Annotated in this window: 25 protein-coding genes; 14 read left to right on the forward strand and 11 right to left on the reverse strand. The window is 58.6% G+C overall.

Features of this window, described 5'->3' with window-relative positions; genetic code table 11:
- Positions 1-39: 39 nt before the first annotated feature.
- The gene (locus ACR0J0_RS01525) at positions 40-3,426 is read right to left on the reverse strand and encodes a YhdP family protein (protein WP_480660771.1); all 3,387 of its coding nucleotides are present in this window, start codon (positions 3,424-3,426) and stop codon (positions 40-42) included.
- 68 nt (positions 3,427-3,494) lie between these two features.
- Here ACR0J0_RS01525 and ACR0J0_RS01530 point away from each other — a divergent pair, with 68 nt between their 5' ends.
- The 5 genes from ACR0J0_RS01530 (at position 3,495) to ACR0J0_RS01550 (ending at position 7,779) form a co-directional block, all read left to right on the forward strand.
- Positions 3,495-3,956, forward strand: coding sequence for a peroxiredoxin (locus tag ACR0J0_RS01530; RefSeq protein ID WP_480660773.1), 462 nt, complete (start codon positions 3,495-3,497; stop codon positions 3,954-3,956).
- A gap of 85 nt (positions 3,957-4,041) precedes the next feature.
- Positions 4,042-4,857, forward strand: coding sequence for a ferritin-like domain-containing protein (locus ACR0J0_RS01535; protein ID WP_480661205.1), 816 nt, complete (start codon positions 4,042-4,044; stop codon positions 4,855-4,857).
- Positions 4,858-5,036: 179 nt separating this feature from the next.
- Positions 5,037-6,362, forward strand: coding sequence for a DUF5930 domain-containing protein (locus ACR0J0_RS01540; protein ID WP_480660776.1), 1,326 nt, complete (start codon positions 5,037-5,039; stop codon positions 6,360-6,362).
- Positions 6,352-6,852: a bactofilin family protein gene (locus ACR0J0_RS01545; RefSeq protein ID WP_480660778.1), complete on the forward strand. Its 501-nt coding sequence runs from the start codon at positions 6,352-6,354 to the stop codon at positions 6,850-6,852. The genes ACR0J0_RS01540 and ACR0J0_RS01545 overlap by 11 nt, the downstream gene beginning before the upstream one ends.
- A gap of 117 nt (positions 6,853-6,969) precedes the next feature.
- Positions 6,970-7,779 carry a M90 family metallopeptidase gene (locus ACR0J0_RS01550; RefSeq protein ID WP_480660780.1) on the forward strand — a complete coding sequence of 270 codons (810 nt, stop codon included), beginning with the start codon at positions 6,970-6,972 and terminating at the stop codon, positions 7,777-7,779.
- Between the two features lie 62 nt (positions 7,780-7,841).
- Here the strand turns inward: ACR0J0_RS01550 and ACR0J0_RS01555 are convergent, their stop codons facing one another.
- Together ACR0J0_RS01555 and ACR0J0_RS01560 are read right to left on the reverse strand one after the other, a co-directional pair.
- Entirely contained in the window at positions 7,842-8,018 is a 177-nt protein-coding gene (locus ACR0J0_RS01555; protein ID WP_480660782.1) for a hypothetical protein, read from the reverse strand.
- A gap of 98 nt (positions 8,019-8,116) precedes the next feature.
- Positions 8,117-8,527 (reverse strand): hypothetical protein, encoded by a 411-nt coding sequence (locus ACR0J0_RS01560; RefSeq protein WP_480660784.1) that lies wholly within the window; start codon positions 8,525-8,527, stop codon positions 8,117-8,119.
- Between the two features lie 419 nt (positions 8,528-8,946).
- On the opposite strand from ACR0J0_RS01560, the gene aqpZ reads away from it, so the two are divergent.
- Together aqpZ and ACR0J0_RS01570 are read left to right on the forward strand one after the other, a co-directional pair.
- A complete protein-coding gene (aqpZ, locus tag ACR0J0_RS01565) occupies positions 8,947-9,633 on the forward strand; it encodes an aquaporin Z (RefSeq protein ID WP_480660785.1) in 687 nt (228 codons plus the stop codon).
- Positions 9,634-9,738: 105 nt separating this feature from the next.
- A complete protein-coding gene (locus ACR0J0_RS01570; protein WP_480660787.1) occupies positions 9,739-10,581 on the forward strand; it encodes an alpha/beta fold hydrolase in 843 nt (280 codons plus the stop codon).
- A 39-nt stretch (positions 10,582-10,620) separates the two neighbouring features.
- Here the strand turns inward: ACR0J0_RS01570 and ACR0J0_RS01575 are convergent, their stop codons facing one another.
- The gene (locus tag ACR0J0_RS01575) at positions 10,621-11,169 is read right to left on the reverse strand and encodes a peptidylprolyl isomerase (protein ID WP_480660789.1); all 549 of its coding nucleotides are present in this window, start codon (positions 11,167-11,169) and stop codon (positions 10,621-10,623) included.
- Positions 11,162-11,668 carry a peptidylprolyl isomerase gene (locus ACR0J0_RS01580; RefSeq protein ID WP_155151010.1) on the reverse strand — a complete coding sequence of 169 codons (507 nt, stop codon included), beginning with the start codon at positions 11,666-11,668 and terminating at the stop codon, positions 11,162-11,164. Before ACR0J0_RS01580 ends, ACR0J0_RS01575 begins: the two co-directional genes overlap by 8 nt.
- A gap of 136 nt (positions 11,669-11,804) precedes the next feature.
- On the opposite strand from ACR0J0_RS01580, the gene ACR0J0_RS01585 reads away from it, so the two are divergent.
- The 6 genes from ACR0J0_RS01585 (at position 11,805) to ACR0J0_RS01610 (ending at position 17,713) form a co-directional block, all read left to right on the forward strand.
- The gene (locus ACR0J0_RS01585; protein WP_480661206.1) at positions 11,805-12,995 is read left to right on the forward strand and encodes a phosphoglycerate kinase; all 1,191 of its coding nucleotides are present in this window, start codon (positions 11,805-11,807) and stop codon (positions 12,993-12,995) included.
- Between the two features lie 169 nt (positions 12,996-13,164).
- A complete protein-coding gene (locus ACR0J0_RS01590) occupies positions 13,165-13,398 on the forward strand; it encodes a lysozyme inhibitor LprI family protein (protein WP_480660791.1) in 234 nt (77 codons plus the stop codon).
- 164 nt (positions 13,399-13,562) lie between these two features.
- Positions 13,563-13,862: an FtsB family cell division protein gene (locus ACR0J0_RS01595; RefSeq protein WP_480660793.1), complete on the forward strand. Its 300-nt coding sequence runs from the start codon at positions 13,563-13,565 to the stop codon at positions 13,860-13,862.
- Positions 13,863-14,021: 159 nt separating this feature from the next.
- Complete coding sequence (pdhA, locus tag ACR0J0_RS01600; protein WP_480660795.1) at positions 14,022-15,011, forward strand: pyruvate dehydrogenase (acetyl-transferring) E1 component subunit alpha; 990 nt, start codon at positions 14,022-14,024, stop codon at positions 15,009-15,011.
- Between the two features lie 15 nt (positions 15,012-15,026).
- Positions 15,027-16,394 (forward strand): pyruvate dehydrogenase complex E1 component subunit beta, encoded by a 1,368-nt coding sequence (locus ACR0J0_RS01605; protein ID WP_480660797.1) that lies wholly within the window; start codon positions 15,027-15,029, stop codon positions 16,392-16,394.
- Positions 16,395-16,408: 14 nt separating this feature from the next.
- Positions 16,409-17,713, forward strand: a complete 1,305-nt coding sequence (locus tag ACR0J0_RS01610; RefSeq protein WP_480660799.1) for a pyruvate dehydrogenase complex dihydrolipoamide acetyltransferase — start codon at positions 16,409-16,411, stop codon at positions 17,711-17,713.
- A gap of 73 nt (positions 17,714-17,786) precedes the next feature.
- On the opposite strand, the gene cysE is transcribed toward ACR0J0_RS01610, so the two are convergent.
- A complete protein-coding gene (gene cysE, locus ACR0J0_RS01615) occupies positions 17,787-18,596 on the reverse strand; it encodes a serine O-acetyltransferase (RefSeq protein ID WP_480660801.1) in 810 nt (269 codons plus the stop codon).
- Between the two features lie 84 nt (positions 18,597-18,680).
- Between cysE and ACR0J0_RS01620 the strand changes: the two genes are divergently transcribed.
- Complete coding sequence (locus ACR0J0_RS01620; RefSeq protein ID WP_480660803.1) at positions 18,681-19,019, forward strand: TraR/DksA family transcriptional regulator; 339 nt, start codon at positions 18,681-18,683, stop codon at positions 19,017-19,019.
- Here ACR0J0_RS01620 and ACR0J0_RS01625 read toward each other — a convergent pair.
- The 5 genes from ACR0J0_RS01625 to ACR0J0_RS01645 are packed head-to-tail and all read right to left on the reverse strand — an operon-like array spanning position 19,000 to position 25,235.
- Entirely contained in the window at positions 19,000-19,296 is a 297-nt protein-coding gene (locus tag ACR0J0_RS01625) for a DUF7742 family protein (protein WP_480660805.1), read from the reverse strand. The genes ACR0J0_RS01620 and ACR0J0_RS01625 overlap by 20 nt on opposite strands.
- A 7-nt stretch (positions 19,297-19,303) precedes the next feature.
- Positions 19,304-23,272, reverse strand: coding sequence for a baseplate multidomain protein megatron (locus tag ACR0J0_RS01630; RefSeq protein WP_480660807.1), 3,969 nt, complete (start codon positions 23,270-23,272; stop codon positions 19,304-19,306).
- On the reverse strand, positions 23,273-23,716 hold the full coding sequence (locus tag ACR0J0_RS01635) for an NlpC/P60 family protein (protein WP_480660809.1): 444 nt from the start codon (positions 23,714-23,716) through the stop codon (positions 23,273-23,275).
- Entirely contained in the window at positions 23,716-24,603 is an 888-nt protein-coding gene (locus tag ACR0J0_RS01640; protein WP_480660811.1) for a DUF2163 domain-containing protein, read from the reverse strand. The genes ACR0J0_RS01635 and ACR0J0_RS01640 overlap by 1 nt, the downstream gene beginning before the upstream one ends.
- The gene (locus ACR0J0_RS01645) at positions 24,600-25,235 is read right to left on the reverse strand and encodes a phage distal tail protein, Rcc01695 family (RefSeq protein WP_480660813.1); all 636 of its coding nucleotides are present in this window, start codon (positions 25,233-25,235) and stop codon (positions 24,600-24,602) included. The genes ACR0J0_RS01640 and ACR0J0_RS01645 overlap by 4 nt, the downstream gene beginning before the upstream one ends.
- Positions 25,236-25,240 lie beyond the last annotated feature (5 nt).

Raw genomic sequence — 25,240 nt, forward strand, 5'->3', positions numbered from 1 at the left:
GCGCCATACAAGGCCGTACCGGATTCAGCAACAGCCCATTCAATGGTCTTTGGGGGGAGAGCCAAAGGTCTTTTTCGGCTCATCCGGTTTTGTCGGCTGCGCGTTTGGTCCGTCCGACACCGTTGGCGCCGGCGCACGCATCAGGTTTCGCAGGAACAGTGGCGCAAGTCCCGAAAGCGGGTTTACTGACACCTTCGGCTTTGTCAGCGGCCCAGTCAGGCTGTAGTTAAAGCCGATGACACCTTCACCCTTTCGGGTGAAAACACTCCCGATCGCATTCACCAAGTAGATCGGAGAGATCGCACCGCGCAAGTTCAGCATCCCTGCGACCGTATCTATCGTTCCGTCGAAGGACAGCCCCATGGACGGACCGACGGCGCTGCCGCTGAGAACCTTGATTTCGGTCGGCGTGATCCGCATACGGCTTTCGATCGCCGAGAAAAAGATCCCCTGCCCGGTCAATTCATCCAGCAAACCAACTACGCTGATGGCATCAAGCAGTGCGGCCATCGCGGGGGCATCGGTAATGCGAGTGTTCACGATTTTCAGTATCACGTCGTAGTTTCCCGGCGCGTTCACCGGCTCGAGCTGCATATCCAGCCCTCCACCACGAGCCTGCGTGATCACGCCGGCCGACCGCAATACGGCACCCGCATCATTCGACTTTATGTCGACCGCGCTGCGCCCGCCGCGCGGTGACACCTGACCGCTGACCGAAGCACCACCATTCACCTTCGCCGAGAACGTTCCGTTGACGCCCCCGGTGGTTTGGAAAACACCTCTGAACCCGGTGAGAGACACATCTTCGGTCACTTGAAGCCGATCCAGCAGGACATCGATCCTTGGACCAGGGCCAGACGCGCCACCTCCGCCACCCCCTGACCCGAAGGTTGCGCGACCCAGATTCATCACACCGCCCTGCACGACAATATTGGGAACAGGGCCACCGGTGTTGATCAGTTCTGCCGGAACCGCGAGCCAGCTGCCCAGTTCGAATGAGCTGAACCGCATCCGGTCGAACTGGCCGCCGTCTTTGAACGAGATTGTCGCCGTGCTGCGCAGACCGGCAACGTTCAGCGTAAGGTTATCTACTCTTGGCTGCTTGCCCAGCGTCGCGTCCAAGGACATCGTACCTGTCGCGCCTGTCCCCTTTCGCCAACCAAGCTCCGGGATTGCAAGACCAACACCGGCCAGATTCGACGTCGCAGTCAGTTTGATTGGTTCGTCCGCACCAATACCCACAGTGATGTCCGCCTTGCCCTTTCCGGTCAGCATGCCCGAGGGCAACGGCACCTTCAGTTCGGCCATCAACAGCGGTGACAGCTCGATCTGACCGGTCAGCGCACTACGTTGCGGCCCGGTGCCGCCAATCGGCTGACGCCACGCCGCCTGTATCGGAACCTGCCCAAACAGCCCATAGCCATCGATTTCCACCTCGGTTTGATTTCCGGACAGGTTGAGCTGATCCGCGCTGACCGAATAACCGGGAACCAGCTTGTCACTTTGGACATCATCGATATCGCCGGTGTAGTGGAACTCGGTATCCTCGAATTTCAGGCCTTTTTTCAAAGGCAGAGACAAGGTGCCGGAAAGGCTTACTTCACCTGACGCCAGATCAACCGGCAAATTGGCCTTGGTCATCAGACTTAGAGGCGGCCGGTCCAGCAATGACAATGCCGCCTCCACGTTGCCGCGCGCCTTGATCCGGGCCACTGCGGGCGTTGCCCCCTTGGCGGTCGTGTCGGGAATAATGAACGAGGTTCCGGACGCATCCACCTGACCACCTTGATCGGCAATTACGACGCCGCGTTCCGCAGTGACGGTGAAACGGTCTTTCAGCAGGCTCAGACGCCCCTGCGTGTTTTCAATCGGTGGCAGGGTTTTGGCAAATCTGATCTCGGCCTGCTCGAACCCGAGACCAAGATAGACATCCGGCTTGCTACCGGGTCTTACCCGGAGCGCGAATTCGACATCCGAAAACTGGCCTTTGAACAGGTTTTCGGCCACCCATTTCCTCGGGTTCGGTGCCAGCTGCTCGGGCCAATACCTCAGCAGGTTTTCAGACCCCATTTTGTCCAGTTGTGCATCCAGTTCCGCCACCCAACCGTCGGGCTGGCCGATCAGCTTGCCCGTGGCGTGAAGTTCATGATGGGCGTCCTTGATGGTCATCTGCCCCAGCCGCACCTCAAACGGCGCAAGCTTCATCTGGAAATCCAGATCCGCCCGCGCCGTTTCAAGCGATTCCGGGAACAGGCCGCCCGGATAGATATCGATACTATTAAGCGTCAGTTGAGCTGTCAGGCTTTCCAGAACACCATTCTCAATTCCATTCAGAAACGCTTTGCCCTCAGCCTGTACCGCGCCAAGGTCAGAGACGACCGACGCCTCATTAAAGTCCAGAACCTGCCGCGCAGGATCATAGGTGAAATAGGCCCTAGCCGAGTCAAAGCGAATGGGCCGCGTTTCCGGAGTGGGTTGCACCACGCCCTCACCCAGGTTCAGCGTCGCAAAAAGCGGACCCAGCGCGGCCTGACCATCGACACTGCCCCGCAGCGCGCCTGAAATCGGCGCATTGAGCACCTGCAGCCAGGACAGCGCCAGACTTTGACCCGCGATATCCTCGGATGGCAAATCAGTGATCGAAACGCCAAACGTGGCCTGAGGGGTACCAAGCACGCTGGTATAGTTTGCCTCAATCGTGCTGGCATAGTCGCGCCCGGTCAGAACCGAGAACCCGGTTGCGAGACGCATTTCATAATCCTCTCGAGTGATCGAGATGTGCCCGCCGTCAAACACCCAGGCCCGCCCCAGCCGCAGGTCCTGATAATCCAGTGTCAGGGACTCCAGTTCGACGGACCGCAACCCCGACAGGATTGGCGACAGGAACACATCGTCGGATTCCTCGATAAGCTGGGCCAGCGTCGGCGCCTTTTGAACCGGAGTGCTTCCCGACCCCACGGTCAGCGACAGCGCACCGTCCTCTCCTCTGGTCAGTGCAATTTGCGCGCCAAGTAAAACAATCCGCCGGGGCCGAATCTGGCCGCGCAACAGGCCGCGCATCGACAACCGGGTCCTCAGCTCGGATACCTGAGCGATCTGTCGACCAGCGGCATCGCTGATCGTCACGTCCGTCAGCCGGATTCGCGGGCGCCAATTCTCGTTGACGATAAAACTGGCGTCCCCAAACGTGAACTTCAGGCCCCCAAGGCTCTGCTCAAGGCGTGCTTCGACTCTTTCCCGCACCCATTCGGGCGCATGCAACTGCTTGCCGATCAGAAAAAACCAACCTGCACCGGCCAGAAGACACAAAAACAAAGTGGCTACGATGGCCCAGCGCGCGGCGATACGGCGGCGCGACCGCCGGCGCACAGGCTTTTGTGGCCGGTCGGCACTTGTGTTTTCGTGCTGAACCAAATTTTTATCCACGTCTTTCAACCCGCTCGCGTCGCCCTATTATGCCGGGCAGCACTTAAAAACCTTTAGCGGAGTTTCCAATGCCCGACGTTACAGACATCGCCCCTGATTTCACATTACCCCGCGACGGAGGCGGCGAGGTGACCCTTTCGGACCTGCGCGGCGGCACCGTCGTGCTGTTTTTCTATCCCCGCGATGATACGCCGGGCTGCACCAAGGAATCCATCGGTTTCTCGGAACAACTTCAGGAGTTTGCCAATGCGGGCGCTCAAGTTTTCGGCATCTCGCGGGACAGCGTCGCCAAGCACGACAAATTTGTCGCCAAACACAACCTGACCACGCCGCTGCTGTCAGACGAAGGATCGACTGTCTGCGAGGATTACGGCGTCTGGGTTGAAAAGAACATGTACGGCAAGAAATCGATGGGCATTCAGCGCTCGACCTTCCTGATCGACGCCGAAGGCAAGATCGCCAAGGTCTGGCGCAAGGTCAAAGTCCCCGGCCATGTGGATGAGGTGCTTGAGGCCGTGCGCGCCCTGTAACGCTCTCGACCACGGTCGCCATCCGGTTTATGAGCCGCCAACCCAGATCAGCGGAGACAACACGGTGTCCAAAACACTGACTCAGATGGCGACCGAGGTCCTGACAACGGCGGATGGCCGCGAGAAGACCACCCTGTCCAAGCGGTACGCCGCCGAGTGGTTCGCATCGCGAAAAGGCGACGCGCCTGCGATTGAGGTCGGAACAGCAGCACCGCCCCTGAACCCGGCGCGCCCGGACAAGCCGGAACTGCTGTCACCTCGCGACGTCCCAAAGCGCCGTCCGGGGACCGAGGCAGGCCGCATCGCCCTGCTTCACGCAGTTGCGCATATCGAACTGAACGCTGTGGACCTGCATTGGGACATCATCGCGCGTTTTGGCCACGTGCCCATGCCGATCGGTTTCTACGACGACTGGGTTAAATGTGCCAAAGAGGAATCGCGCCATTTCGAGATGGTCTGCGATTGTCTGCAACAGATGGGCAGTCACTACGGCGCACTGCCAGCGCATGCCGGAATGTGGCGCGCAGCCGAGGACACGGCTGAGGACTTGATGGGCCGACTGGCCGTTGTCCCGATGGTGCTTGAGGCGCGCGGTCTGGACGTGACACCCGGCATGATCGACATCTTCCGCAAGGCCAAAGCGGAACAGGCGATTGCCGCGCTTGAAGTCATTTATGCCGAAGAAGTCGGCCATGTGGCCTATGGGTCAAAATGGTTCCATTTTTTGTGCGGGCGCGAAAACGCCGATCCCAAAGACGTGTTTCACGAACTGGTGCGACGCTACTTCCACGGCGTGCTCAAGCCCCCCTTCAATGAGGAAAAGCGCGCCGAAGCCGGGCTGCCGCCGGATTTCTATTGGCCTCTTACCGAAAATCTGCCTCCGCCCGGACAAGCGCAATAGTCCTGCGCAAGTTGACGTAATCGGCAATTTCCCGCCTAGAATTGGCGGTAAAATCCACTAACGCAGGGTCGGCTGGTTAACAAACTTGCCCAAAGCCCCCTCTCCATCTATGCACTTCGCCCAAGGGGCGGCTATCACTCACGACCGGCCCGATCTTTGGGGATGGAGAGGTAAGACGCGTGAGAACACGTCTGGCAATCAAACTACACTCACTGCTCGAGCGGCATTTTCCTGAACGCCGTGTATTTCTGAAATCGGACAACGATACGCGATTCATCCGGCTCAGCTCGGAAACGCAGATTGTTGCTGTTGCCGGTGTCGGGCTGTTTGTCGCCTGGACGGCTGTTGCAACGGCGATCCTTTTGATGGACAGCATCGGGTCTGGCAACTTCCGGGAACAGGCAAAGCGCGATCAGGCGACTTATCAGGAACGCCTGAACATCATGTCCGCCGAACGCGATGCGCGCGCGCAAGAGGCCCTTGCCGCGCAGGACCGGTTCAATGCGGCACTGGATCAGATCTCGGCCATGCAGTCGGAATTGCTGGCCTCGGAAAACCGTCGCCGTGAGCTTGAGACCGGCATCGAGGTCATCCAGACGACCCTGCGCGCCACAATGAAACAGCGCGAAGAAGCCCGCACTGAGGTGGCCAAGCTGCAGCAGGAAGCCGGCGAAGGCGACATCTACATGGCCGCCGTTGCCAACCCCGAACAGATGAACTTCATGACCGAGGCCTTGTCCCGTACCGCTGAGGAACGGGACCAGATCGCGGCAAATGCCAAGGACGCGCTAGAACAGCGTGACGATCTTGAGCTGGAAATCCAGCTGATGCAGGAACGAAGCGACGAGATCTTCCGCCAGCTTGAAGAAGCTATGGTGATCTCGGTCGAACCGCTGGACAAGATGTTCCGTCAGGCCGGTATGCCCACCGACCGCATCATCGAAGAAGTCCGCCGCGGTTACAGCGGCATGGGCGGCCCCCTAACCCCTATCTCTTTTAGCACGCGCGGTGAGGAACTGACCCCCGACGAGATCCGCGCGAATACTCTGCTGCAGCAAATGGATCAGCTGAATCTGTATCGCATCGCAGCCGAGAAAGCGCCGTTTGCAAGCCCCGTCAACGCCGTCGTACGTTTCACGAGCGGTTACGGGACTCGCCGCGACCCCAAGACCGGTGGTCGCCGCATGCACAACGGCGCTGATTTCGCCGGTGCCCACGGCACCGACATTTTTGCCACCGCCGACGGCGTGGTCAGCCACGCCGGCTGGCAGTCCGGATTCGGACGGCTGGTAAAAATCAAGCATGCTTTCGGAATTGAGACACTTTATGCCCATAACACGAAGATACGTGTGACGGTTGGTCAAAGGGTCTCGCGCGGGGATCATATTGCTGATATGGGTAGCACCGGACGGTCGACCGGCACGCATTTGCACTATGAAGTTCGCGTGAACGGAAAACCTGTTAACCCAATGACTTACATCAAGGCTGCGAGAAATGTTTTCTAAGAGCAAAATCAACGAGCCCGCGTCCACTGCCCCCGAGGCGGCAAAACCCGCTGCACCGGCGACTCCGGCGACCCCTGCACCGGCAGAAAACAAGGCCAGCACCGCGCCCAAGCCCAAGCCACCGGCATCGGTTCTGTCCTCGGACCTGCACATCACGGGCAACCTGAAGACATCGGGCGACATCCAGGTTGAAGGCACAGTCGAAGGCGACATCCGTGCACATCTGCTGACTATTGGCGAAACCGCTACCATCAAGGGCGAAGTCACCGCCGATGACGTCGTGATCAACGGCCGTATCGTTGGCCGCGTACGTGGTCTGAAAGTCCGTCTGACCTCGACCGCACGCGTCGAAGGCGACATCATCCACAAGACCATCGCGATCGAAAGCGGCGCGCATTTCGAAGGTTCGGTTCAGCGTCAGGACGACCCCCTGAACCCGGGCCGCAGCGGCAAGTCGGGCGCGAACCCGGCAGCCGAGGTCAAGCAGTAACGCTGACACCCAGCTAAAGTTCTGAACGCCGCGGGGTGACCCGCGGCGTTTTTCATTAGTAGAGGAGGATTGGGTTTTCCGGTTCCAACCGGCGGGAGGGTCCCTATAGTGATCCCCATGCTGTTTTTCTTTATTGCGCTTGCGCTTATCGCCGGATTCTTTCTGTATCGCCAATGGTCCAAATCCCAGGCGCGGCAGCAGCTTCTGTCAACCCGGCTTACGGACCATCAACGCATGATCATCGAACAGCAGGTGCCGCTTATCCGTCGCCTACCTCTGGACCTGAGCGTCAAGCTGGATGGCAAAGTGAACCTGTTTCTGGATCAGGTGCGCTTCTATGGCTGCGACGGGCTCGAGGTCACTGAAGAGATGGAACTGGCCATCGCCACACAGGCTTGCCTGCTGATCGTCAACAGCGACCTCTGGTATGACAATCTCACGACCATCCTGATCTACCCGAACGCCTTCAAGTCGCGGCAGCGCCGACAGGAAGGGTACGTGGTCAGCGAAAAGGAAATCGTGCGAACCGGCGAAAGCTGGGACCGCGGGCCTGTCATCCTGTCCTGGACACACAGCAAGCTGGGTGCCTTGAACGACCATGACGGGCAGAATGTTGTTCTGCATGAATTCGCCCATCAGATCGACGATCTGTCCGGCGGCACCAACGGCGTTCCCATCCTGAGCGACGGCCAAAGCTTTGCCGAGTGGGAACGCGTCTTTCTGACCGCCTATGACGACCTTGTCCGCGCGGTAGAAAGCGGGCGGCACACCGTCATTGATGCTTACGGTGCGACGGGACATGAAGAGTTCTTTGCCGTCTCGGTCGAAGTTTTCTTTGAGAAGCCCCGAGCGCTAAAGGCCGAGGCGCCGGATGTGTACGAACAACTGTCCAAACTGTTCCGTCTGGACCCCGTCAGTTGGAATTAATGCGCCAGATTCAGGACTCTCTGACAGGATGAACGTGTCACCTGAAGAAATCGGTGGTACCCTCATCGCTTTTTCCAGCTCGAGACGGAGCGGACCCCGTTCCCATCCAGTGCTCTATTGGCAAGAATAAAGCGTTCGCGCACCAGATTGATTTCATCGTCTGAATACAGGCCGTCCCCATCTGAATCCGCGGCGCTGGCTGCCGCCCAAAGCGGTTCGGTGAACTCCGCAAAAGTCAAAACTGCATCCCCGTCTGTGTCAAACTCCTCCAGATACGGTACCGGTTTCGGCTGAGCCGTTTCCTCTGCCCCGGTATATCCGCCTTGCGGGTCATCAACTACGATTTCTCCGGTCGCCGGCCCCCCATGAGATCCCGGATAAAAGCCGTTTGTTGTCCAAGTTTATCCTTAAACCGTTCCGTCGCCGCTTCGAACGTTGCACCTTGCTTGTATTCATGAGCGGCTGATTTCCAGGCGTCTTTGGACCAGAAGACCTCAAGCTCAGATTGCGTGACGACGCCGTCACGATCCGGGTCATACCGCGCCGGTTCTTTGGTAACTGAAAACGAATATTTGTTTGAGACCACTCGCAAATAGTCAACGGAATCCGCATGAGACAGCACGATATCCGCATTAGACATCAGCGCGAAAAAGTTCAAAGCAATTTGCCCACGTACTTCTTCGGTTGAGACCTCAGACTGCGGGAATGTTAAGATATTGCGGAACGCCGCCCCAAGGAAGAAATCCAAGCCCGCGCTTTCTGCCTGTTGCTGAGCATAGGCCGGGATCGGCGCAGCAAGACTCAGAACAGCGCAGAGAGGCGCGCAACGCGTAAGTTGAAACTGTTTTGGCATTCTTTATTCTAATCTAGCTCAAAAAATTCCTTCAAACTCACTCCATCTCATGAAAAGCGCGGCGCCAAGCGCTGTTTTTTTTTCAGAAGAGTGACGCAAATCCGACAGCGTTCCTCTCGAAATCAGTCGGCATAGAGAAGGGCGAGTATTGAAGGGGATCGAGTCAAAACCCAATCCACCGGGGAACAAATCAACCACTGAGGTAGTTACCCAAAAGAAATACTTAAACAGAAAAAACGTCCCTCATTTTCAAGTATTTCAAAAATTGTGTTTATTGAATTAACCTTAAATCAGTGTTTTCTGGAGGATTTTTCATGTCATCAAAACTCATGGCCGAGTTCTTCGGCACGTTCTGGTTGGTGCTGGGCGGTTGCGGTAGCGCCGTTCTGGCGGCTGGCGTGGCCGATGTGGGCATCGGATGGTTGGGCGTTGCCTTCGCCTTTGGCTTGACCGTTCTGACAATGGCTTATGCGGTTGGGCATATCTCGGGCGGGCATTTCAACCCGGCGGTCAGCCTTGGGTTGATGATTGGCGGAAGGTTCCCAGCCAAGGATTTGCTGCCCTATTGGATCGCGCAGGTTATTGGAGCAATTGCAGCCGCAGCCGTCCTTTACCTGATTGTCAGTGGCGCGCCGGGGTTCGAAGGCGCCGGCAGTTTTGCGTCAAACGGGTACGGAGAGGCTTCGCCCGAAGGGTACTCACTGACGTCGGCCCTAGTGATCGAGATCGTGATGACCGCCTTCTTCATCATCATCATTCTGGGCGCGACGTCTGCGGGCGCACCGGCGGGCTTTGGGCCGATCGCCATCGGTCTTGGCCTGACACTGATCCACCTGATTTCGATCCCGGTGACAAACACATCCGTCAACCCGGCTCGGTCAACTGGTGTGGCCCTGTTTGCAGATGGGCCGGCGCTGGCACAGCTCTGGCTGTTCTGGGTCGCGCCTTTGATCGGTGGGGCTATCGGTGCCCTGATTTGGAAAGCAATGGGCGACGACTAAAAAAGGCGGCGGGGGATTTTCCCCCGCGGCTCACCTTCCTCAGCTATCATCTCCGGCAGAACCGCGCCGCCCACGTGGCGTATGGCCCCAAGCAGAGAGATGCTCATGTTTCGATTTATTACGGCAATTGCGGTCATTCTGACCTCAACGGCAGCGTTGGCGCAGGACGTCTGGTTGACAATTCCCGAACCACCTTCGATGCCCGAAGCGGTGACCGGCGGCACCGCCAGCGTCAATGGTATCGACATGTATTACGCCACCTATGGCGCATCGGGGGGCACTCCTGTGCTTCTGATCCACGGCGGTCTGGCACATGGTGATATCTGGGCGGCGCAAGTGGCTGACCTTTCCACTGACCATAGCGTGATCGTCGCGGATACACGCGGACATGGCCGATCCACTAATGACGGCAGCACCTATTCTTACGACCTTCTGGCGCAGGATTATTTGGCGTTGCTGGATCACCTAGGCGTAGATCAGGTGCATCTGGTCGGGTGGTCGGACGGAGCTAATATTGGCTACACGATTTCGTCTACGGCGCCCGAACGTTTGGCCAGCCATTTTGCGCATGCGGGAAACGTCACCCTTGATGGCATCGATCCATCGGTGGAAACCAACGAGCTCTTCGGTGCTTACGTCGGTATGATGGCCGAAGATTATGCTGCCATGTCCCCCACTCCGGACGGGTTCGACGCGTTTCTGGGCGGTGTCGCGGCCATGTGGGCCACAGAAAAGCCCGGCGGGCTTGAAGGGCTGAACTCATTAACGGTTCCTACCCTTGTCGTGCAGAGCGAACATGATGAAGCGATCCTCACCGAACACTCTGAGGTAATTGCTGAGGCAATCCCCGATGCTGATCTTCTGATTATGAAAGACGTCAGCCATTTTGCGTCGTTCCAGGCGCCGGACGCATACACACAGGCGATAAGGGACTTTATCGACCAATAAGGAAAAACCCGGCGCCTATGTCAGTGCCGGGTCTAATCATTATTCGGTCACAGTGACTTTTTTCATCACGTCCGGTTGGCCGATCACGGCGCCATTCTGACCCTCTCCTCGTTTGATCGCGTCGACCACATCCATTCCGTCGGTCACCTGACCAACAACTGTATATTGGCCGTTCAGGAACGGGCCGGGCTCAAACATGATGAAGAACTGCGAGTTGGCGCTGTTCGGATCCTGCGAACGGGCCATGCCAACCACGCCCCGGTCATATTCATAGTCCGAGAACTCGGCAGGCAGGTCGGGACGGTCCGAACCACCGGTGCCGGCGCGGCGCATGTCGCCACCCAAACGGCCATGCTCGACATCACCAGTCTGCGCCATGAAGCCATCGATAACGCGGTGGAACACCACGCCATCATACTTGCCTTCGTTGGCCAGAGCCGAGATTTGCTCGACATGCTTAGGGGCCAGGTCATCGAACAGATCGATGGTGACAGTGCCGTTGGCCCCTTCACCTTCAATCTCGATCTCCAGGCCCGTGGCCAGCGCAGGGCTGGCCAGAAGGGCAAATGCAGCGGCCAGTTTATACATCGGCTGCTACCTTGACGCTGATCATGCGATCAGGGCTCATCGGCGGCTCGCCACGTACAATGGCGTCCACATGTTCCATCCCGTCGATGACGCGGCCGTAAACAGTGTACTGACCGTTCAGGAAGTGGTTGTCCTTGAAGTTGATGAAGAACTGCGAGTTGGCCGAGTCCGGGTTCTGCGAACGGGCAGCACCCAGCGTGCCGCGGTCATGCGGCAGTTTCGAGAATTCCGCCGGAACGTTCGGAAGAGACGAACCACCGGTGCCCGCCATACGCAGGTTGAACCCGTCTTCCATATCGCCGTGCTGCACATCGCCGGTCTGTGCCATGAAGCCGTCGATCACACGGTGGAAAGCCACGTTGTCATATTCGCCAGCCCGTGCCAGTTCCTTCATCCGCGCGCTGTGCTGCGGTGCCACGTCCGGCAGCAGTTCGATGACGACGTTGCCGTCTTTAAGCTCGACGATGATTGTGTTTTCGGGATCCTTGATCTCGGCCATGAGGCCCTCCTGTCGTTTTATCTTGCGCAAATACCTATGCGCCGGACGCGGGAATGCCAAGTGACGCATTGACCTGAGGGCAAAATGCAGGAAAAGAACCGCCTAAATGGATTTCACTTTTGTCGAGGATTGCGCGATGGGCTGGAAAACACTGGACGACATGGACCTGAACGGCAAACGCGTGCTGGTGCGCGTGGATATCAACGTGCCGGTGGTCGACGGGGTGGTCACAGACGCCACGCGCATCGAGCGCATCGTACCAACCGTGAAGGACATTCTGGCGGCTGGCGGCAAACCCATCCTGTTGGCCCATTTCGGACGCCCGGGCGGTGAACGCCGCCAGAACCTGTCGCTGAAACAGCTTGTTCCGACGCTGGAAACCGCCTTTGGCACCAAGGTGCGTTTCGGCGATGACTGTGTTGGGATCGAGGCGGAAACCGCGGCGGCGAACCTGGGCGCTGGTGAAGTGCTTTTGCTGGAGAACACCCGCTTTCACGCTGCTGAGACCAAGAACAGCCCTGAACTGGCTGCGGGCATGGCTAAGATGGGTGACGTATATTGCAACGACGCATTTTCGGCCGCACACCGCGCACACAGCTCGACCGAGGCTCTGGCGCGCCTGCTGCCCGCCTGTGCGGGCCGTCTGATGCAGCAAGAGTTGAGCGCGCTGGAAGCCGCACTTGGCTCGCCGAAACGCCCCGTGACAGCCGTTGTGGGTGGAGCCAAAGTCTCGACCAAACTGGATCTGCTGGGCAACCTGATCGAAAAGGTAGATTACCTGATCATCGGCGGTGGGATGGCGAACACCTTCCTCGTCGCGCAGGGCGTGAACGTCGGCAAATCGCTGGCGGAAACGGCAATGAAAGACACAGCCGCTGAGATCATGGCCAAAGCTGAAACAACTGGTTGCCAAATCGTTCTCCCCCGCGATGTCGTCGTCGCCGAGAAGTTCGAAGCCCACGCGCCCAACCAGACTTTGCCAGCCGATCAGTGCCCGGATGACAGCATGATCCTGGACGCCGGCCCTGAAACCGTTGCGGCCATCACCGAGATTTTTGACAAAAGCCAGACGTTGATCTGGAACGGCCCGCTAGGCGCGTTCGAGATCGAACCGTTTGACGCCGCCACCAACGCAGCAGCGCTGAAAGCTGCGGAACTGACACGGTCCGGGCAACTGGTCTCTGTCGCCGGTGGCGGTGATACGGTGGCCGCGCTTAATGCATCCGGCGCTGCAAAGGACTTCTCATACATCTCGACGGCTGGTGGCGCATTCCTCGAGTGGATGGAAGGCAAAACGCTGCCCGGTGTCGCCGCACTGGATCAATAACCCCATTCTGGCTGGCAATCTGCATTCATGGTATTCTTCCGCAAACCGGGAGATGAGCCATGAAAGCCGTTGCCGTCCTTGCTGTCATCCTTCTGCCCACTGCCTCTGACGCGCAATCCCATTGCGCTGGTCAAACTCAGATCGAGGCCACTTTCTGCGCCAAGGAGAAATGGAAACCGCAGATAAAGAGCTGAACCGCCTCTGGAAAGAGATCAAACCGGCGGCGGATACGCGCGGTAGCGGTCAGGCTTTGTTGAACGAACAGCGCGCCTGGTTAAAACGCAGGGATGCAACCTGTGACCCCGAACTAAAAAGCGATGGCAGTGCAGCGCAGATGTTCTACTGGGCCTGCATGGAAGAACAGACCCTGAAACGAAATCAGGAACTGGCCGCTTGGCGGTGATGCGTTGCTTGCGCCGTCACAACCCGCAGAAGATCACATTTCTTCGTCGAATTGCAAAAAGTGCGAATCGAGGGATTCACAAGCCGAATCACCTGTGACATAGTGCTGACAGATGCTCGAAAAGGGCACGTTATTGAGGCAGACTTCATACGGCGGTAAACAGAGTGTCCCGTTCCCATCGGCCCGGTTTGGGCGCAGTTGTATTCTTCATGGTGGCTTTCATGCTTGGTGTTTATTTCACCTTCGCCGCTGTGCAGGGCGACTATGGCCTGTTCCGGCGGGTCGAGATCGCAGCGGAACGGGACGCCCTGTCGCGCGACTTGGCCAAGCTTGAGGCTGAGATCTCAGAGATGGAAAACCTGACGCGCCGCCTGTCGGACACCTATCTGGACCTCGACCTGTTGGATCAGCAGGCGCGTTCTGTGCTTGGTATGATCCGATCGGATGAAATCGTCATTCGCTGATCCCCTCCCCAAGACCTTCACAACCGGCAAACACTCAGAATCACGCTAAAATCTGCGCGGCGAAACGCTGCGTCACATTTCCACTCGCCAGAAAGCGCCAAATGCTTTATGAGATAGTTTAACGCTAAACTATCTTGCCGAGAGGGGGAGATCGCCACAATGGCTGCGCGAAAAACCACAAAGAAACCAAATGTTTCTGCGGAAGAACTTACCGAATATTACCGTGAGATGCTGCTGATCCGCCGATTCGAGGAAAAGGCCGGTCAGTTGTACGGCATGGGCTTGATTGGCGGTTTCTGCCACCTTTACATCGGTCAGGAAGCGGTTGTTGTCGGCCTCGAGGCTGCGGCCGAAGAAGGTGACAAGCGAATTACCTCCTATCGCGACCACGGTCACATGCTGGCTTGCGGCATGGACCCGGGCGGCGTGATGGCCGAACTGACCGGGCGCATCGGTGGCCTGTCCAAAGGTAAGGGCGGCTCGATGCACATGTTCTCGAAAGAGAAGCACTTCTATGGCGGTCACGGCATCGTCGGCGCGCAGGTTCCGCTGGGCGCGGGGTTGGCATTCGCTGACAAGTACAAGGAAAACGGTCGCGTGACCTTCACCTATTTCGGTGATGGTGCGGCGAACCAGGGCCAGGTCTATGAGACGTTCAACATGGCGGCTCTTTGGGCCCTGCCTGTTGTTTTCGTGATCGAGAATAACCAATACGCCATGGGCACCGCTCAGGCGCGATCGACCTCGACCAAGGACATCTACCACCGGGGCGAAGCCTTCGGCATCCCCGGTGAGATCGTCAATGGCATGGACGTGCTGGCCGTCAAGGAAGCCGGTGAGAAAGCCGTCGCGCACTGCCGCGCGGGCAAAGGCCCTTACATCCTGGAAATCAAGACTTACCGCTATCGCGGTCACTCGATGTCCGACCCGGCCAAGTACCGCACCCGAGAAGAGGTTCAGAAGGTCCGCGAGCAAAGCGATCCAATCGAACATGTACGCGAGCTGTTGCTGTCCGGCAAACATGCGACCGAGGATGACCTGAAGGCGATCGACAAAGAGATCAAGGAGATCGTGAACCAGGCCGCCGAATTCTCGAAAGAAAGCCCCGAGCCTTCCGTCGAAGAGCTCTGGACCGACATTTACGCCTGAGAGGACGACTAAGACATGGCAACCGAAATTCTCATGCCCGCCCTTTCGCCCACCATGGAAGAAGGCACGCTGGCCAAATGGCTGGTGAAGGAAGGCGACACCGTATCGTCCGGCGATATCATGGCCGAGATCGAAACAGACAAGGCGACGATGGAGTTCGAAGCCGTCGATGAAGGCATCGTCGGCAAGATCCTGATCGCCGAAGGCACCGAAGGGGTCAAGGTGAATACCCCCATCGCGGTGCTGGTCGAAGAAGGCGAAGACGCCTCAGCCATTCCCGCGGCTGCACCCGCATCCGCGGCGGTGGCCGAAGCCGCCCCCGTGGCGACAGAAGCCCCAGCCACAGCCGCTCCTGCTGCGCCCAAAGTGGATCTGTCGCCGGACTGGCCGGCAGATGCGCCGATGATCCAGCAGACTGTGCGCGAAGCACTTCGCGATGCGATGGCTGAAGAAATGCGCAGCGACGAAGATGTCTACCTGATGGGCGAAGAGGTTGCCGAATATCAAGGCGCCTACAAGATCAGCCAGGGTATGCTGGATGAGTTCGGCTCCAAGCGCGTCATCGATACTCCGATTACCGAGCACGGCTTTGCCGGGATCGCGGTTGGGTCCGCCTTTGGCGGTCTGAAGCCAATTGTCGAGTTCATGACCTTCAACTTCGCCATGCAGGCGATCGACCAAATCATCAACTCGGCCGCTAAGACGCTTTATATGTCCGGTGGTCAGATGGGATGCCCAATCGTGTTCCGTGGCCCCAACGGCGCCGCTGCGCGCGTGGCCGCCCAGCACAGCCAGGACTACGCGGCTTGGTACATGCAGATCCCCGGTCTGAAAGTGGTGATGCCCTATTCGGCAGCCGATGCCAAAGGCCTGCTGAAATCGGCGATTCGCGACCCCAACCCGGTCGTGTTCCTGGAGAACGAAATCCTCTACGGTCGCAGCTTTGACATGCCACAAGTGGATGACCTTACGGTCCCGCTGGGCAAGGCACGCATCTGGCGTGAAGGCTCGGACGTGACCATCGTCAGCTTCGGCATCGGTATGCAATATGCGCTGGAAGCCGCAGACAAGTTGGCCGAGGAAGGCATCAGCGCCGAAGTAATCGACCTGCGCACCATCCGCCCGATGGATACCGGTGCAATCATCAACTCGGTGATGAAAACCAACCGTCTGGTCACAGTCGAAGAAGGCTGGCCGCAGGGTTCGGTTGGCAGCTACATCTCATCGGTCGTGATGCAAGAGGCGTTCGACTATCTCGACGCACCGGTCATTAACTGCACCGGCAAGGATGTTCCGATGCCCTATGCCGCAAACCTCGAAAAACTGGCCCTGATCACCACCGATGAGGTGATCGCCGCCGTCAAACAAGTGACCTACCGGTAAGGAGCGACAAACAGATGCCCACCGAAATTCTGATGCCCGCCCTTTCACCGACCATGGAGGAAGGCACGCTCGCCAAATGGCTGGTCAAAGAAGGTGACACCGTCTCCTCCGGCGACCTGCTGGCTGAGATCGAAACCGACAAGGCCACGATGGAGTTCGAGGCCGTTGACGAAGGAACCATTGGCAAAATCCTGATCCCCGAGGGCACCGAAGGGGTCAAGGTCAACACCGCCATCGCGGTATTGTTGGAAGATGGCGAAAGCGCAGATGATATCGCGACCACACCGGCTGCTGCTCCTGCGGCTGCACCCGCAGCCGCTGCGGGCAACGAGGCTGCCGCGCCAGCGGCACCCGAGGCGCCCGCCCCTGCCCCTGCAGCTCCGATCAAAGCGGATGGCGAACGTATCTTTGCCTCGCCACTGGCCCGCCGGATTGCAGCGCAAAAAGGCCTTGATCTGGCGCAGATCACCGGTTCGGGACCGCACGGGCGGATTGTGAAAGCCGACGTCGAAGGTGCAACTGCCACAGCTCCGGCTGCGGCACCCGCACCTGCTGCTGCAGCTCCTGCACCCGCCGCTCCGCCGGCTGGGCCGTCCGCGGATGCTGTTGCCCGGATGTATGAAGGTCGCGAGTACGAAGAGATCAAACTGGACGGGATGCGTAAGACCATTGCCGCGCGCTTGTCCGAAGCCAAACAGACCATCCCTCATTTCTACCTGCGCCGCGATATTAAGCTCGATGCGCTGCTCAAGTTCCGCAGTCAGCTGAACAAGCAGCTGGAAGGCCGTGGCGTCAAGCTGAGCGTCAACGACTTCATCATCAAGGCTGTCGCCAACGCGCTGCAACAGGTTCCGGCCTGCAACGCTGTTTGGGCTGGCGACCGGGTGCTGCAACTGAAACCTTCGGACGTGGCCGTCGCGGTCGCTATTGAAGGCGGTCTGTTCACGCCGGTCCTGCAGGATGCTGACACCAAATCCCTGTCCGCTCTGTCGACCGAGATGAAGGACCTCGCTGCCCGCGCCCGCGAGCGTAAGCTCGCCCCGCATGAATATCAGGGCGGCACTTTCGCGGTATCGAACCTCGGCATGTTCGGCATCGACAATTTTGACGCCATCGTGAACCCGCCGCACGCCGGTATTCTGGCGGTCGGAACGGGTGTCAAAAAACCGGTTGTCGGCGACGATGGAGAGTTGACCGTAGCGACTGTCATGTCGGTCACCATGTCCGTTGACCACAGGGTCATAGACGGAGCATTGGGTGCCGAATTGCTCAAAGCCATCGTGGAGAACCTGGAAAACCCGATGGTCATGCTGGCCTAACGCCTATCAATTCAAGCACAAAAAAAGCCGCCTCACTTTCATGAGGCGGCTTTTTTCGTTTTCAGGGGTCGGATTACTGATCCTTGCCCAGCATGTGGTCCATCGAGATCGACGGCTGATCACATCCAGCCTCGCCCACGATCTTCGCGGGAATTCCAGCTACGGTTTTGCAGGCAGGAACCTCTTGCAGGACAACAGAACCGGCCGCGATGCGGCTGCAATGGCCGACCACAATATTGCCCAGAACCTTTGCCCCTGCGCCGATCAGCACGCCGTCGCCAATGGTCGGGTGACGCTGTTCTTCTTCTTTGCCGGTCCCGCCAAGGGTCACCGAATGCAGCATCGAGACGTTATCGCCGACGACAGCCGTTTCACCGATCACGATCGAGTGCGCGTGGTCGATCATGATCCCTTTGCCGATACGGGCTGCAGGGTGGATATCGATCCCAAAAATCTCGGACGACCGCATCTGGAAGAAATAAGCCAGATCGTAACGTCCCTTGCGCCACAGCCAATGCGCAACCCGATAGGCTTGCATCGCCTGATATCCCTTGAAGTAAAGGATCGGCTGCAACAGTCGGTGGCAGGCAGGATCGCGTTCGTAGACAGCCATGAGATCCGCACGGGCGGCCTCGATTAGTAACGGATCGTTGGCATAGGCCTCGTCCACGATCTCGCGCAGCACCATCATGGACATTTCGTTCGAGCACAGCTTGGCCGACACCCGATACGAAAGCGCCCGTTCGAGGCTACGGTGGTGAAGAATACAGGCATGCACCAACCCACCCATCAATGGCTCTTTTTCAACGGCCGACTGAGCTTCGGTCGTGATACGATCCCAAACCGGATCGACAGGGGTCACGTGACTGCGCGTTTCCAACATGGTTTTTCTTCCTTTGCTGCGCCTAGAATGCCATTTAGTTGGAAAAACGCCAAACGCAAACCCGTGATCTGCAGGGTAACGAAAATGAATGAAACGCAGTTGGGCCAATTCAAAGCCAGGATACGCGCGCGGTTGGAGGAACTGAAAGACCAATCGGCGCTGGCAAATGAGTCTCAGTCGGTTGTTGAGTTAGACCAGCAGGCGGTTGGACGTCTGAGCCGAATGGACGCCCTGCAAAACCAGGCCATGGCAAAGGCGCAGCAGGCAAATCGGGATATTGAGGCACGCAGGTTATCGGCGGCACTGATCCGAATTGAGGACGGTGAATTCGGCTATTGCGAAGATTGCGGCGACGAGATCCCGGCTGGTCGCCTGAACCTGAATCTCGCCGCCAGCAAGTGCGTCACCTGCGCATCCGGGTAACGTGGAATTGAACCAGGCACCGCAGAACCAACTCAAAACACTGACAATATTGCAGATCGTCAAAATTCGGCTCCTCAGCCAGTTGCCAGTTGCGCGCCGACGCCATCAAAGAGCCATTTCCGAACAACGGATGAAGACGCCCGGTCTGGCCGACATGTGCGTCGGCCAGCTGGGCTTCGTTTATCATTCTGATGCAGAGCTGTTCACGGTCCGCGGGCGGCGCGTTAAGCAGAGCCCGCGCCGCAGCACTCACGTCACCGTGCAGAACAGGACGCATGATTGCCTCAGCCGACCGAAAGGCGTGCAGCCGGGCCGGGCCCGTAACTGGCCGAGACCTGCGCTACTTCAGCCTCATAAGCTCCGGTGGCTCCATCCGCGGCTTTCATTGCGGTCGTATAGAGCCATCTTGGCTGCGCTGAGACATATTCGCGCGTGATCGCGCCGTTAACCCGGATTTTCACCAGATAGGATTCGGTCTCTTCGCCCAGAGGAACGTCCAACCCGGCCCAGTCGTCGCCGTCCACCCGAGTCCGGCGTATCCACGACAGCTCGTCGCCGGTACCGGTCGACGTAATCTTGAGGTGCGCTGGCGCATAGGGTCGCAATCCATTGCCGTCGAATGCATGAACCTGATGGACATAGGACGGATCGTCATATCCTCGGGTCCCGGGGCCAATTCGATAATGCTTGGCCACGCGCCTTTCCGACCGCAGCAACCCGGTTTGAAAGACCCGTTCGTCCAACAGCACAAAGGTTGAACCGTCGGGCCAGACATCCGGCATGGCGGCATCCGTTCCTAACTGCCCACGCAAACGACCGGACAGAGTGTAGATCCCCTGATCCTGAAGTTCGGCATTGGCGAACTGGAAAAGCTCCCAGTTTCCCGGGGTTCCGTCTCCGATTGCCGCCAGGTTGGCCCCGTTCAGCAAAGCGTCCCTCGGACGGGATTCCAGCAAGCCGGCGACCAAACGGACGCGCAGTGGTACCCCATCGTCCCAGACACCAACGCTGGCCCGTCGCATGGGCGTTTCAGTGAACCCGATGACAGCCTGACCCGAGATGACCTCTTGCAGGGCATAATCCTCGTCGTTTGCTGCCGAGTACACCGCCGCGCTTCCGGGCCAGGGGTCTGCGGATACTGCAATGTACGGCGCATGCGGTACTTCGGAACCGGTCAGCAGAGGCAGATCCATAAACACCGGCAGAACCGGGACCGGAGCAACAAAAGGCTTTGCGGACACCTTGTCGTCGGGCAAATCCGACGGCGCATAAATTCCCGGCTCAATCCTGACGGCATCTGCCAACTGCATTTCGGCCTGTTCAAGACGGTCGATCCGAAAACGCGCGCCCCGCCCCCCCTCGGTCAGGCTGATGACATCCCCCGCACCGATGTGTCCCAAGGAGGGCGGCAGGGCAAAGCGTACGGTTTCGCGGGACACCCGCGCCTCGCTCAGCCACCGTTCTGCCGTCTGCCGTCCTTCAGAACGTGTCATGGACAGGGGCATTTCGTTGACCGAAACAGAATGCGTGCGCGTGTCCGGCAATACCGCCTCTTCCGCCACGATTTCATGGTCCGCATCCGACTGCACAAAACGAAGACGAACTCGGCCTGTCATTTCAGCTTCGGCTTCCCGGCGATGCTCGATACCACCTTCAATGTCGGAATTGATGGCGAGCCGTTCCTGATCCAACGCAATCGCGCGCTGGCCATTGCGCATTTGAAACCGCAACACGCCGTCACGTTCGATCGCGTCAAACCCATAGCGCAGCATAAGTGGTTGCAAGGCCGATCGTGCGTCGGACACCTGCTCAAGTGCATAGCCCCTCACAACCCCATATAGGCGCGACGTGTCGATGTCGGTCACTCCGGCCCCGTGGCAAATCTCCGTCACAACCGACGCCAACGTGCGCGAACCTGACCGGCCGTTCAGCCAGTGACCGCGCGGATAGTTTTCACCATCGCTCCACTGGCTTTGCAGGTTCGGAAAGATTGGATACGGTCGCGCGTCCCAGGCCCAGACATAGGCGTTTGACAGATCGATCATGCGACCACCATAGGCCTCTGAAGTCGGGTTGTTTCTAGAGTCGGACCAATAGCCCAGAATTGCTTTCAGATATTGCACCTGCATGAAGTCGTCACGCAGGCCGTTCGAGTAGCGCGGCAGCTTGGATTCCGAGGACTTCGGATCAAGAAATTTGTTGGGCTGGTTGGTGCCTTTGTCGACGGCGGCACAGCCGAGTTCCGTGAACCAGATTGGTTTCGAGCCCGGCACCCAAGCCGTGCGATTTTCCTGCCGCACCCCTCCAATCCGCTCGTGATGGGGTTGCGACCACCAGTTGCGCAAATCCTTGTATCGCCAGATCCAAGCCTCGTCATGGGCCTTGTCTTCGATCGGAGACCGGATCTGTGCCTTGGCTTCCTCGGGCGAGGCATAGTACCAATCGTAGCCCTCTCCGCCTTCGACATTGCTGCGCAGGTAATCAAGGTTGTAAATCGCGTCCACTCCCGCCTTGGTGTCGACGTGATCCTCGCCGTCGCGCCAGTCGGACAGGGGCATGTAATTGTCGATCCCGACGAAGTTGATGTTGTCGTCGGCCCACAGCGGATCAAGGTGGAAATACCGGTCGTTTCCCGCGTCAGCGGGCTTATAGCCAAAATACTCGCTCCAGTCGGCGGCGTAGCCAATTTTGGTATCCGCCCCAAGAATTTCCCTCACTTCAGCCGCTAGAATCCGCATCTGCGCCACGGCAGGAAACCCGGTCGCGCCCCTGACTTGCGTCAGCCCGCGCATCTCCGAGGCGATACAGAAGGACGTCACGCCACCTGCAGCCTTACAAAGCGCCGCATAGTGAAGAATGAACCGGAACAGGCCCCACTCCTGCGGGCCGCTGTAGGTCACGATCCCATCGCCAACGGAAAAATCGCTCGCCCGGGCCTGGCCAAAGAACTGCGCAACCTGCGCGTCGGCCTCGGTGGTCTTGTCCGGGGACCCCGTGCGCCCCGGTGCTTCGCTGAGCGTGATGCGCCCCCGCCACGGCAGATGCGGCTGACTGGTGGCATCCGACCACGGGTCGGGTAAGCCGTTGTTGCGCAATTGGTCCATCAGGATGAATGGATAGAACATCACCCGTTTACCTGAGCTTTTCAGATGTCGGATCGCCTCAATCACAGATGCATCTGCAGGCGTCGCTCCGTAGACTGGGCGGTCGTTTTCAATCTGAACGACTTGCGCCGCAGCGCGAGAGACACCCGACACGCTCCAGGGCATGTTTTCGCCATCAAATTCCTTATGCAGAACCTTTGGCTGAACCTTGCAATGTCCGCATCGCAGATCGTCGCCGAACCAGGAAACGACCAGCGAAACCGCATCGCAGGCCGGCATTTCCGCGTTCAACGCCTGCGTTGAGGTAACCAGATCAGAAACACCAGAGGCGGAATGCACATTCGCAGCCCAGCTTTGCCCCTGCCCCTTGGAATAGTTCACCTGAGAACTGGCCAGCGAATACTCCCCCGTTCCCGGGATCATCGCTACACCGCGAACGATCCGGGAAACGGCGTCAGGCGTATCCGGCAGCCCGGGCTGTTCCTGCCGAACCACTTCGAAGGAAAACTGTGGAACCCGGTTTCCGAAGGAGGCCAGATGAAAGTCCTCAATAACTACATAAGCCGTGCCCCGATACGCCGGAACCTGGCCGGTGCCCTCAACGGACTCGATTAGTGGGTCCGGCAACTGGTCATTGGTGCCTTTGTAGACGCGCATGTTCAGCCCGGCACGCTCCAACTCCTCACCATCGGCCCAGATACGCGCGACGTCGGAAATCTGCCCGGCGCCAACCGCGATGGCCAGCGAGATCGAATAGCTGTAAGTATGCGTGGTCGTGGTTGTTGTGGTCGAGCTTGGACGTCGCGACCCTTTCCCGCCACGAGTGGACTGTGTTGTCGTGCTGGTGCTGCGGGTTTCCAGAAAGTCAGAGGCCCAGATCACCTGACCGCCGACGCGCATTCGCCCGAATACAGTTGTGACCGGAGCACCCTCTCCGGTTTCAGTCAGGCGGAAGCGATCGAGTCGCCCGGTTTCAACAACTTCGCTGCCGCCCCCCATCACCGATTGGCTCATCAACCGCTGGTCGATGACCCGACCGAGAGTGGCCCCGACCGCGCGGCCGATGATCGCCGTGGAAAGGCCCGCGACAGTGCCACCGATCGAGCCACCAATGGCAGCCCCGGCTGCCGAAAGAACAATCGTAGCCATTTACTTGACCTCCAGCGGAAATGCGAAACATGCGACAACCCGGCGACGCCAAGGCTCACTCAGCGCGTTTTCAACAACGCCATGCCCGGAATATGCGTGAATGAACCGAGGCACCGCCCCGGTTTCACTGACAATGCTCACATGCTTGGCGACGCTACCGTCTCGCATGCGAAACAACAGCACGTCCCCAGGTGCCAGTTCTTCAGGCGCTTTGGACGTCAGATGACGGCAGGCAGCGGCCCACATACGCTCCTCTCCCTGCGGCTCCGACCAATCCATGCTGTAGTTCGGAACGGCCTCCGGTTCGGCCCCATAAAGCGCGCGCCAGATACCACGCAGCAATCCAAGACAGTCCGCCCCCGCGCCTTTTACGGATGCTTGATGCACATAGGGCGTACCCAACCAACTGCGTGCTTCTGCAACTATGTCTTGCCGGCCTGACATCATCGCCTGCTGCCCCCTTTGTTCGGTTTGTCTTTCTTCGGCACAGCCATTACCCAGTCTTCGCCTGGCAAGTCCGGAAAACCTTGAAAATTGATAAGGTTGTTGAATTTCTTCCGGCAGGTCTCCATGCGCTTGTCGCAGCCGGCGGTCAGCCTGACGCGATCTCCGACGGTCAACCCGCCACTGATCCCGGACCACAACGTCACATTGCGCCCGCCCGAGATACGCTCATCCTGTTTGACAGACGCCCAAAGCCCAGCCGCCGTGCCAGAAATCACATCTAACCGGCCTCGTTCGAACCATGCCGTATCCGACGCCTCGGCCCCTTTCAGTTGCAATACGCTGCCCGCGGTCAGGCTGACGATCTCAGCTTCCGCCTGAAACCCGGGCGCAACCACGTTAAACCGGCAGGCGGCGTCAGCCAGAACTGCGGTACATGGCTTTTGGTAGATGCGGCCCAGAGGCCGGTTCAGCAGATCCGTCAGTCCGCGCAATTCGGCATGAAACGCCCCACCGCCGCGACGCATCTCACCGATCGAGCCCCGAAATTGCAGGACTCGCTGCTCGGGCGCGGCCCAGTTTACCAGCCAGGCGCGAACCTGTGCTCCGTCAAACCGACCTGCTTCGATGTCATCTTCTTTGATCGCCGCATCGGACAGCGCGCCCATTGCCTCAGAGTTGTCGATGGACAGCCCGGTGGCCTGTTCAATCGCTGCCGCCGTCAATCCGGTGCTGGCTTTGAACGTCAGCCCGTCAAAGCGCAACTCCATATCGTGATCGGTAAAACCGTAAACCTGCCCATCCGTTCGCCCGATTGCCCAGCACCGGCAAGTTGTCGTTATGCCACTTTGCAGATGTGCTTGCAGCGCCTGACTATCACCACTCATCTGACACGTACCTCGACCACCGGAACATTTGGCACGTCGCCTGCATGAAAGCTGGCCACGCTGGTCTGAATCTTGTCCGTGTCGAAACGAACGGGCACATCAAACTCAAAACCTGCCGTGATATCGACATCCTCTGGTGGAGCGATCGTGAACATGACCCGGCCGCGTGCCAGATCGACCTCGAAATCCACGCCTTCGCGCATTTCATCCTGCTCAAGTCCAAGCTTGACGGTTCCCAGCACCGGTTTGATGATCGGGCGGACGTATTTAAACCCACCAGAGCTGTAGGTTTTTACCAATTGGAATTCGGTCGTCTTGCCATCGCCCTGCGCAATCACTTGATCGGCCTTATCCACTTCGGCCGTTGCTGCGCCGGATTTGAAATCCGACCAGTCCTTCCACCGGAACCCAAACATCTGCCCCTGTCGCGCCTCAAAAAACGAGATCAGCGTTTCTATATCGTCCAGCGAGCGCATCCCAAGCCCGGCATCATATCGCCGCCGAGAATGCGCCCAGGGTGTGTTGCGTTCCTCGAACCCGTTGGCCAGCGCCACGATATCCGTGCGCCGCTCGGGGCCACCGACCGAACCAAAGCTCAGGCTGGCGGGAAATCTCACCTCGTGGAAACTCATGACAT

It is taken from the genome of Ruegeria sp. BF12 (assembly GCF_056538705.1).

Excerpts from the sequence above, each read along its gene's own strand:
- ACR0J0_RS01610 (WP_480660799.1), top strand. The coding sequence starts at position 16,409 with ATGCCCACCGAAATTCTGATGCCCGCCCTTTCACCGACCATGGAGGAA.
- ACR0J0_RS01550 (WP_480660780.1), top strand. The coding sequence starts at position 6,970 with ATGCTGTTTTTCTTTATTGCGCTTGCGCTTATCGCCGGATTCTTTCTG.
- ACR0J0_RS01535 (WP_480661205.1), top strand. The coding sequence starts at position 4,042 with ATGGCGACCGAGGTCCTGACAACGGCGGATGGCCGCGAGAAGACCACC.
- ACR0J0_RS01635 (WP_480660809.1), bottom strand. The coding sequence starts at position 23,716 with ATGTCAGGCCGGCAAGACATAGTTGCAGAAGCACGCAGTTGGTTGGGT.
- ACR0J0_RS01590 (WP_480660791.1), top strand. The coding sequence starts at position 13,165 with ATGGAAACCGCAGATAAAGAGCTGAACCGCCTCTGGAAAGAGATCAAA.
- ACR0J0_RS01625 (WP_480660805.1), bottom strand. The coding sequence starts at position 19,296 with ATGCGTCCTGTTCTGCACGGTGACGTGAGTGCTGCGGCGCGGGCTCTG.
- ACR0J0_RS01620 (WP_480660803.1), top strand. The coding sequence starts at position 18,681 with ATGAATGAAACGCAGTTGGGCCAATTCAAAGCCAGGATACGCGCGCGG.
- aqpZ (WP_480660785.1), top strand. The coding sequence starts at position 8,947 with ATGTCATCAAAACTCATGGCCGAGTTCTTCGGCACGTTCTGGTTGGTG.
- ACR0J0_RS01645 (WP_480660813.1), bottom strand. The coding sequence starts at position 25,235 with ATGAGTTTCCACGAGGTGAGATTTCCCGCCAGCCTGAGCTTTGGTTCG.
- ACR0J0_RS01605 (WP_480660797.1), top strand. The coding sequence starts at position 15,027 with ATGGCAACCGAAATTCTCATGCCCGCCCTTTCGCCCACCATGGAAGAA.
- ACR0J0_RS01640 (WP_480660811.1), bottom strand. The coding sequence starts at position 24,603 with ATGAGTGGTGATAGTCAGGCGCTGCAAGCACATCTGCAAAGTGGCATA.
- ACR0J0_RS01630 (WP_480660807.1), bottom strand. The coding sequence starts at position 23,272 with ATGGCTACGATTGTTCTTTCGGCAGCCGGGGCTGCCATTGGTGGCTCG.
- ACR0J0_RS01575 (WP_480660789.1), bottom strand. The coding sequence starts at position 11,169 with ATGTATAAACTGGCCGCTGCATTTGCCCTTCTGGCCAGCCCTGCGCTG.
- pdhA (WP_480660795.1), top strand. The coding sequence starts at position 14,022 with ATGGCTGCGCGAAAAACCACAAAGAAACCAAATGTTTCTGCGGAAGAA.
- ACR0J0_RS01570 (WP_480660787.1), top strand. The coding sequence starts at position 9,739 with ATGTTTCGATTTATTACGGCAATTGCGGTCATTCTGACCTCAACGGCA.
- ACR0J0_RS01545 (WP_480660778.1), top strand. The coding sequence starts at position 6,352 with ATGTTTTCTAAGAGCAAAATCAACGAGCCCGCGTCCACTGCCCCCGAG.
- ACR0J0_RS01585 (WP_480661206.1), top strand. The coding sequence starts at position 11,805 with ATGGGCTGGAAAACACTGGACGACATGGACCTGAACGGCAAACGCGTG.
- ACR0J0_RS01580 (WP_155151010.1), bottom strand. The coding sequence starts at position 11,668 with ATGGCCGAGATCAAGGATCCCGAAAACACAATCATCGTCGAGCTTAAA.
- ACR0J0_RS01530 (WP_480660773.1), top strand. The coding sequence starts at position 3,495 with ATGCCCGACGTTACAGACATCGCCCCTGATTTCACATTACCCCGCGAC.
- cysE (WP_480660801.1), bottom strand. The coding sequence starts at position 18,596 with ATGTTGGAAACGCGCAGTCACGTGACCCCTGTCGATCCGGTTTGGGAT.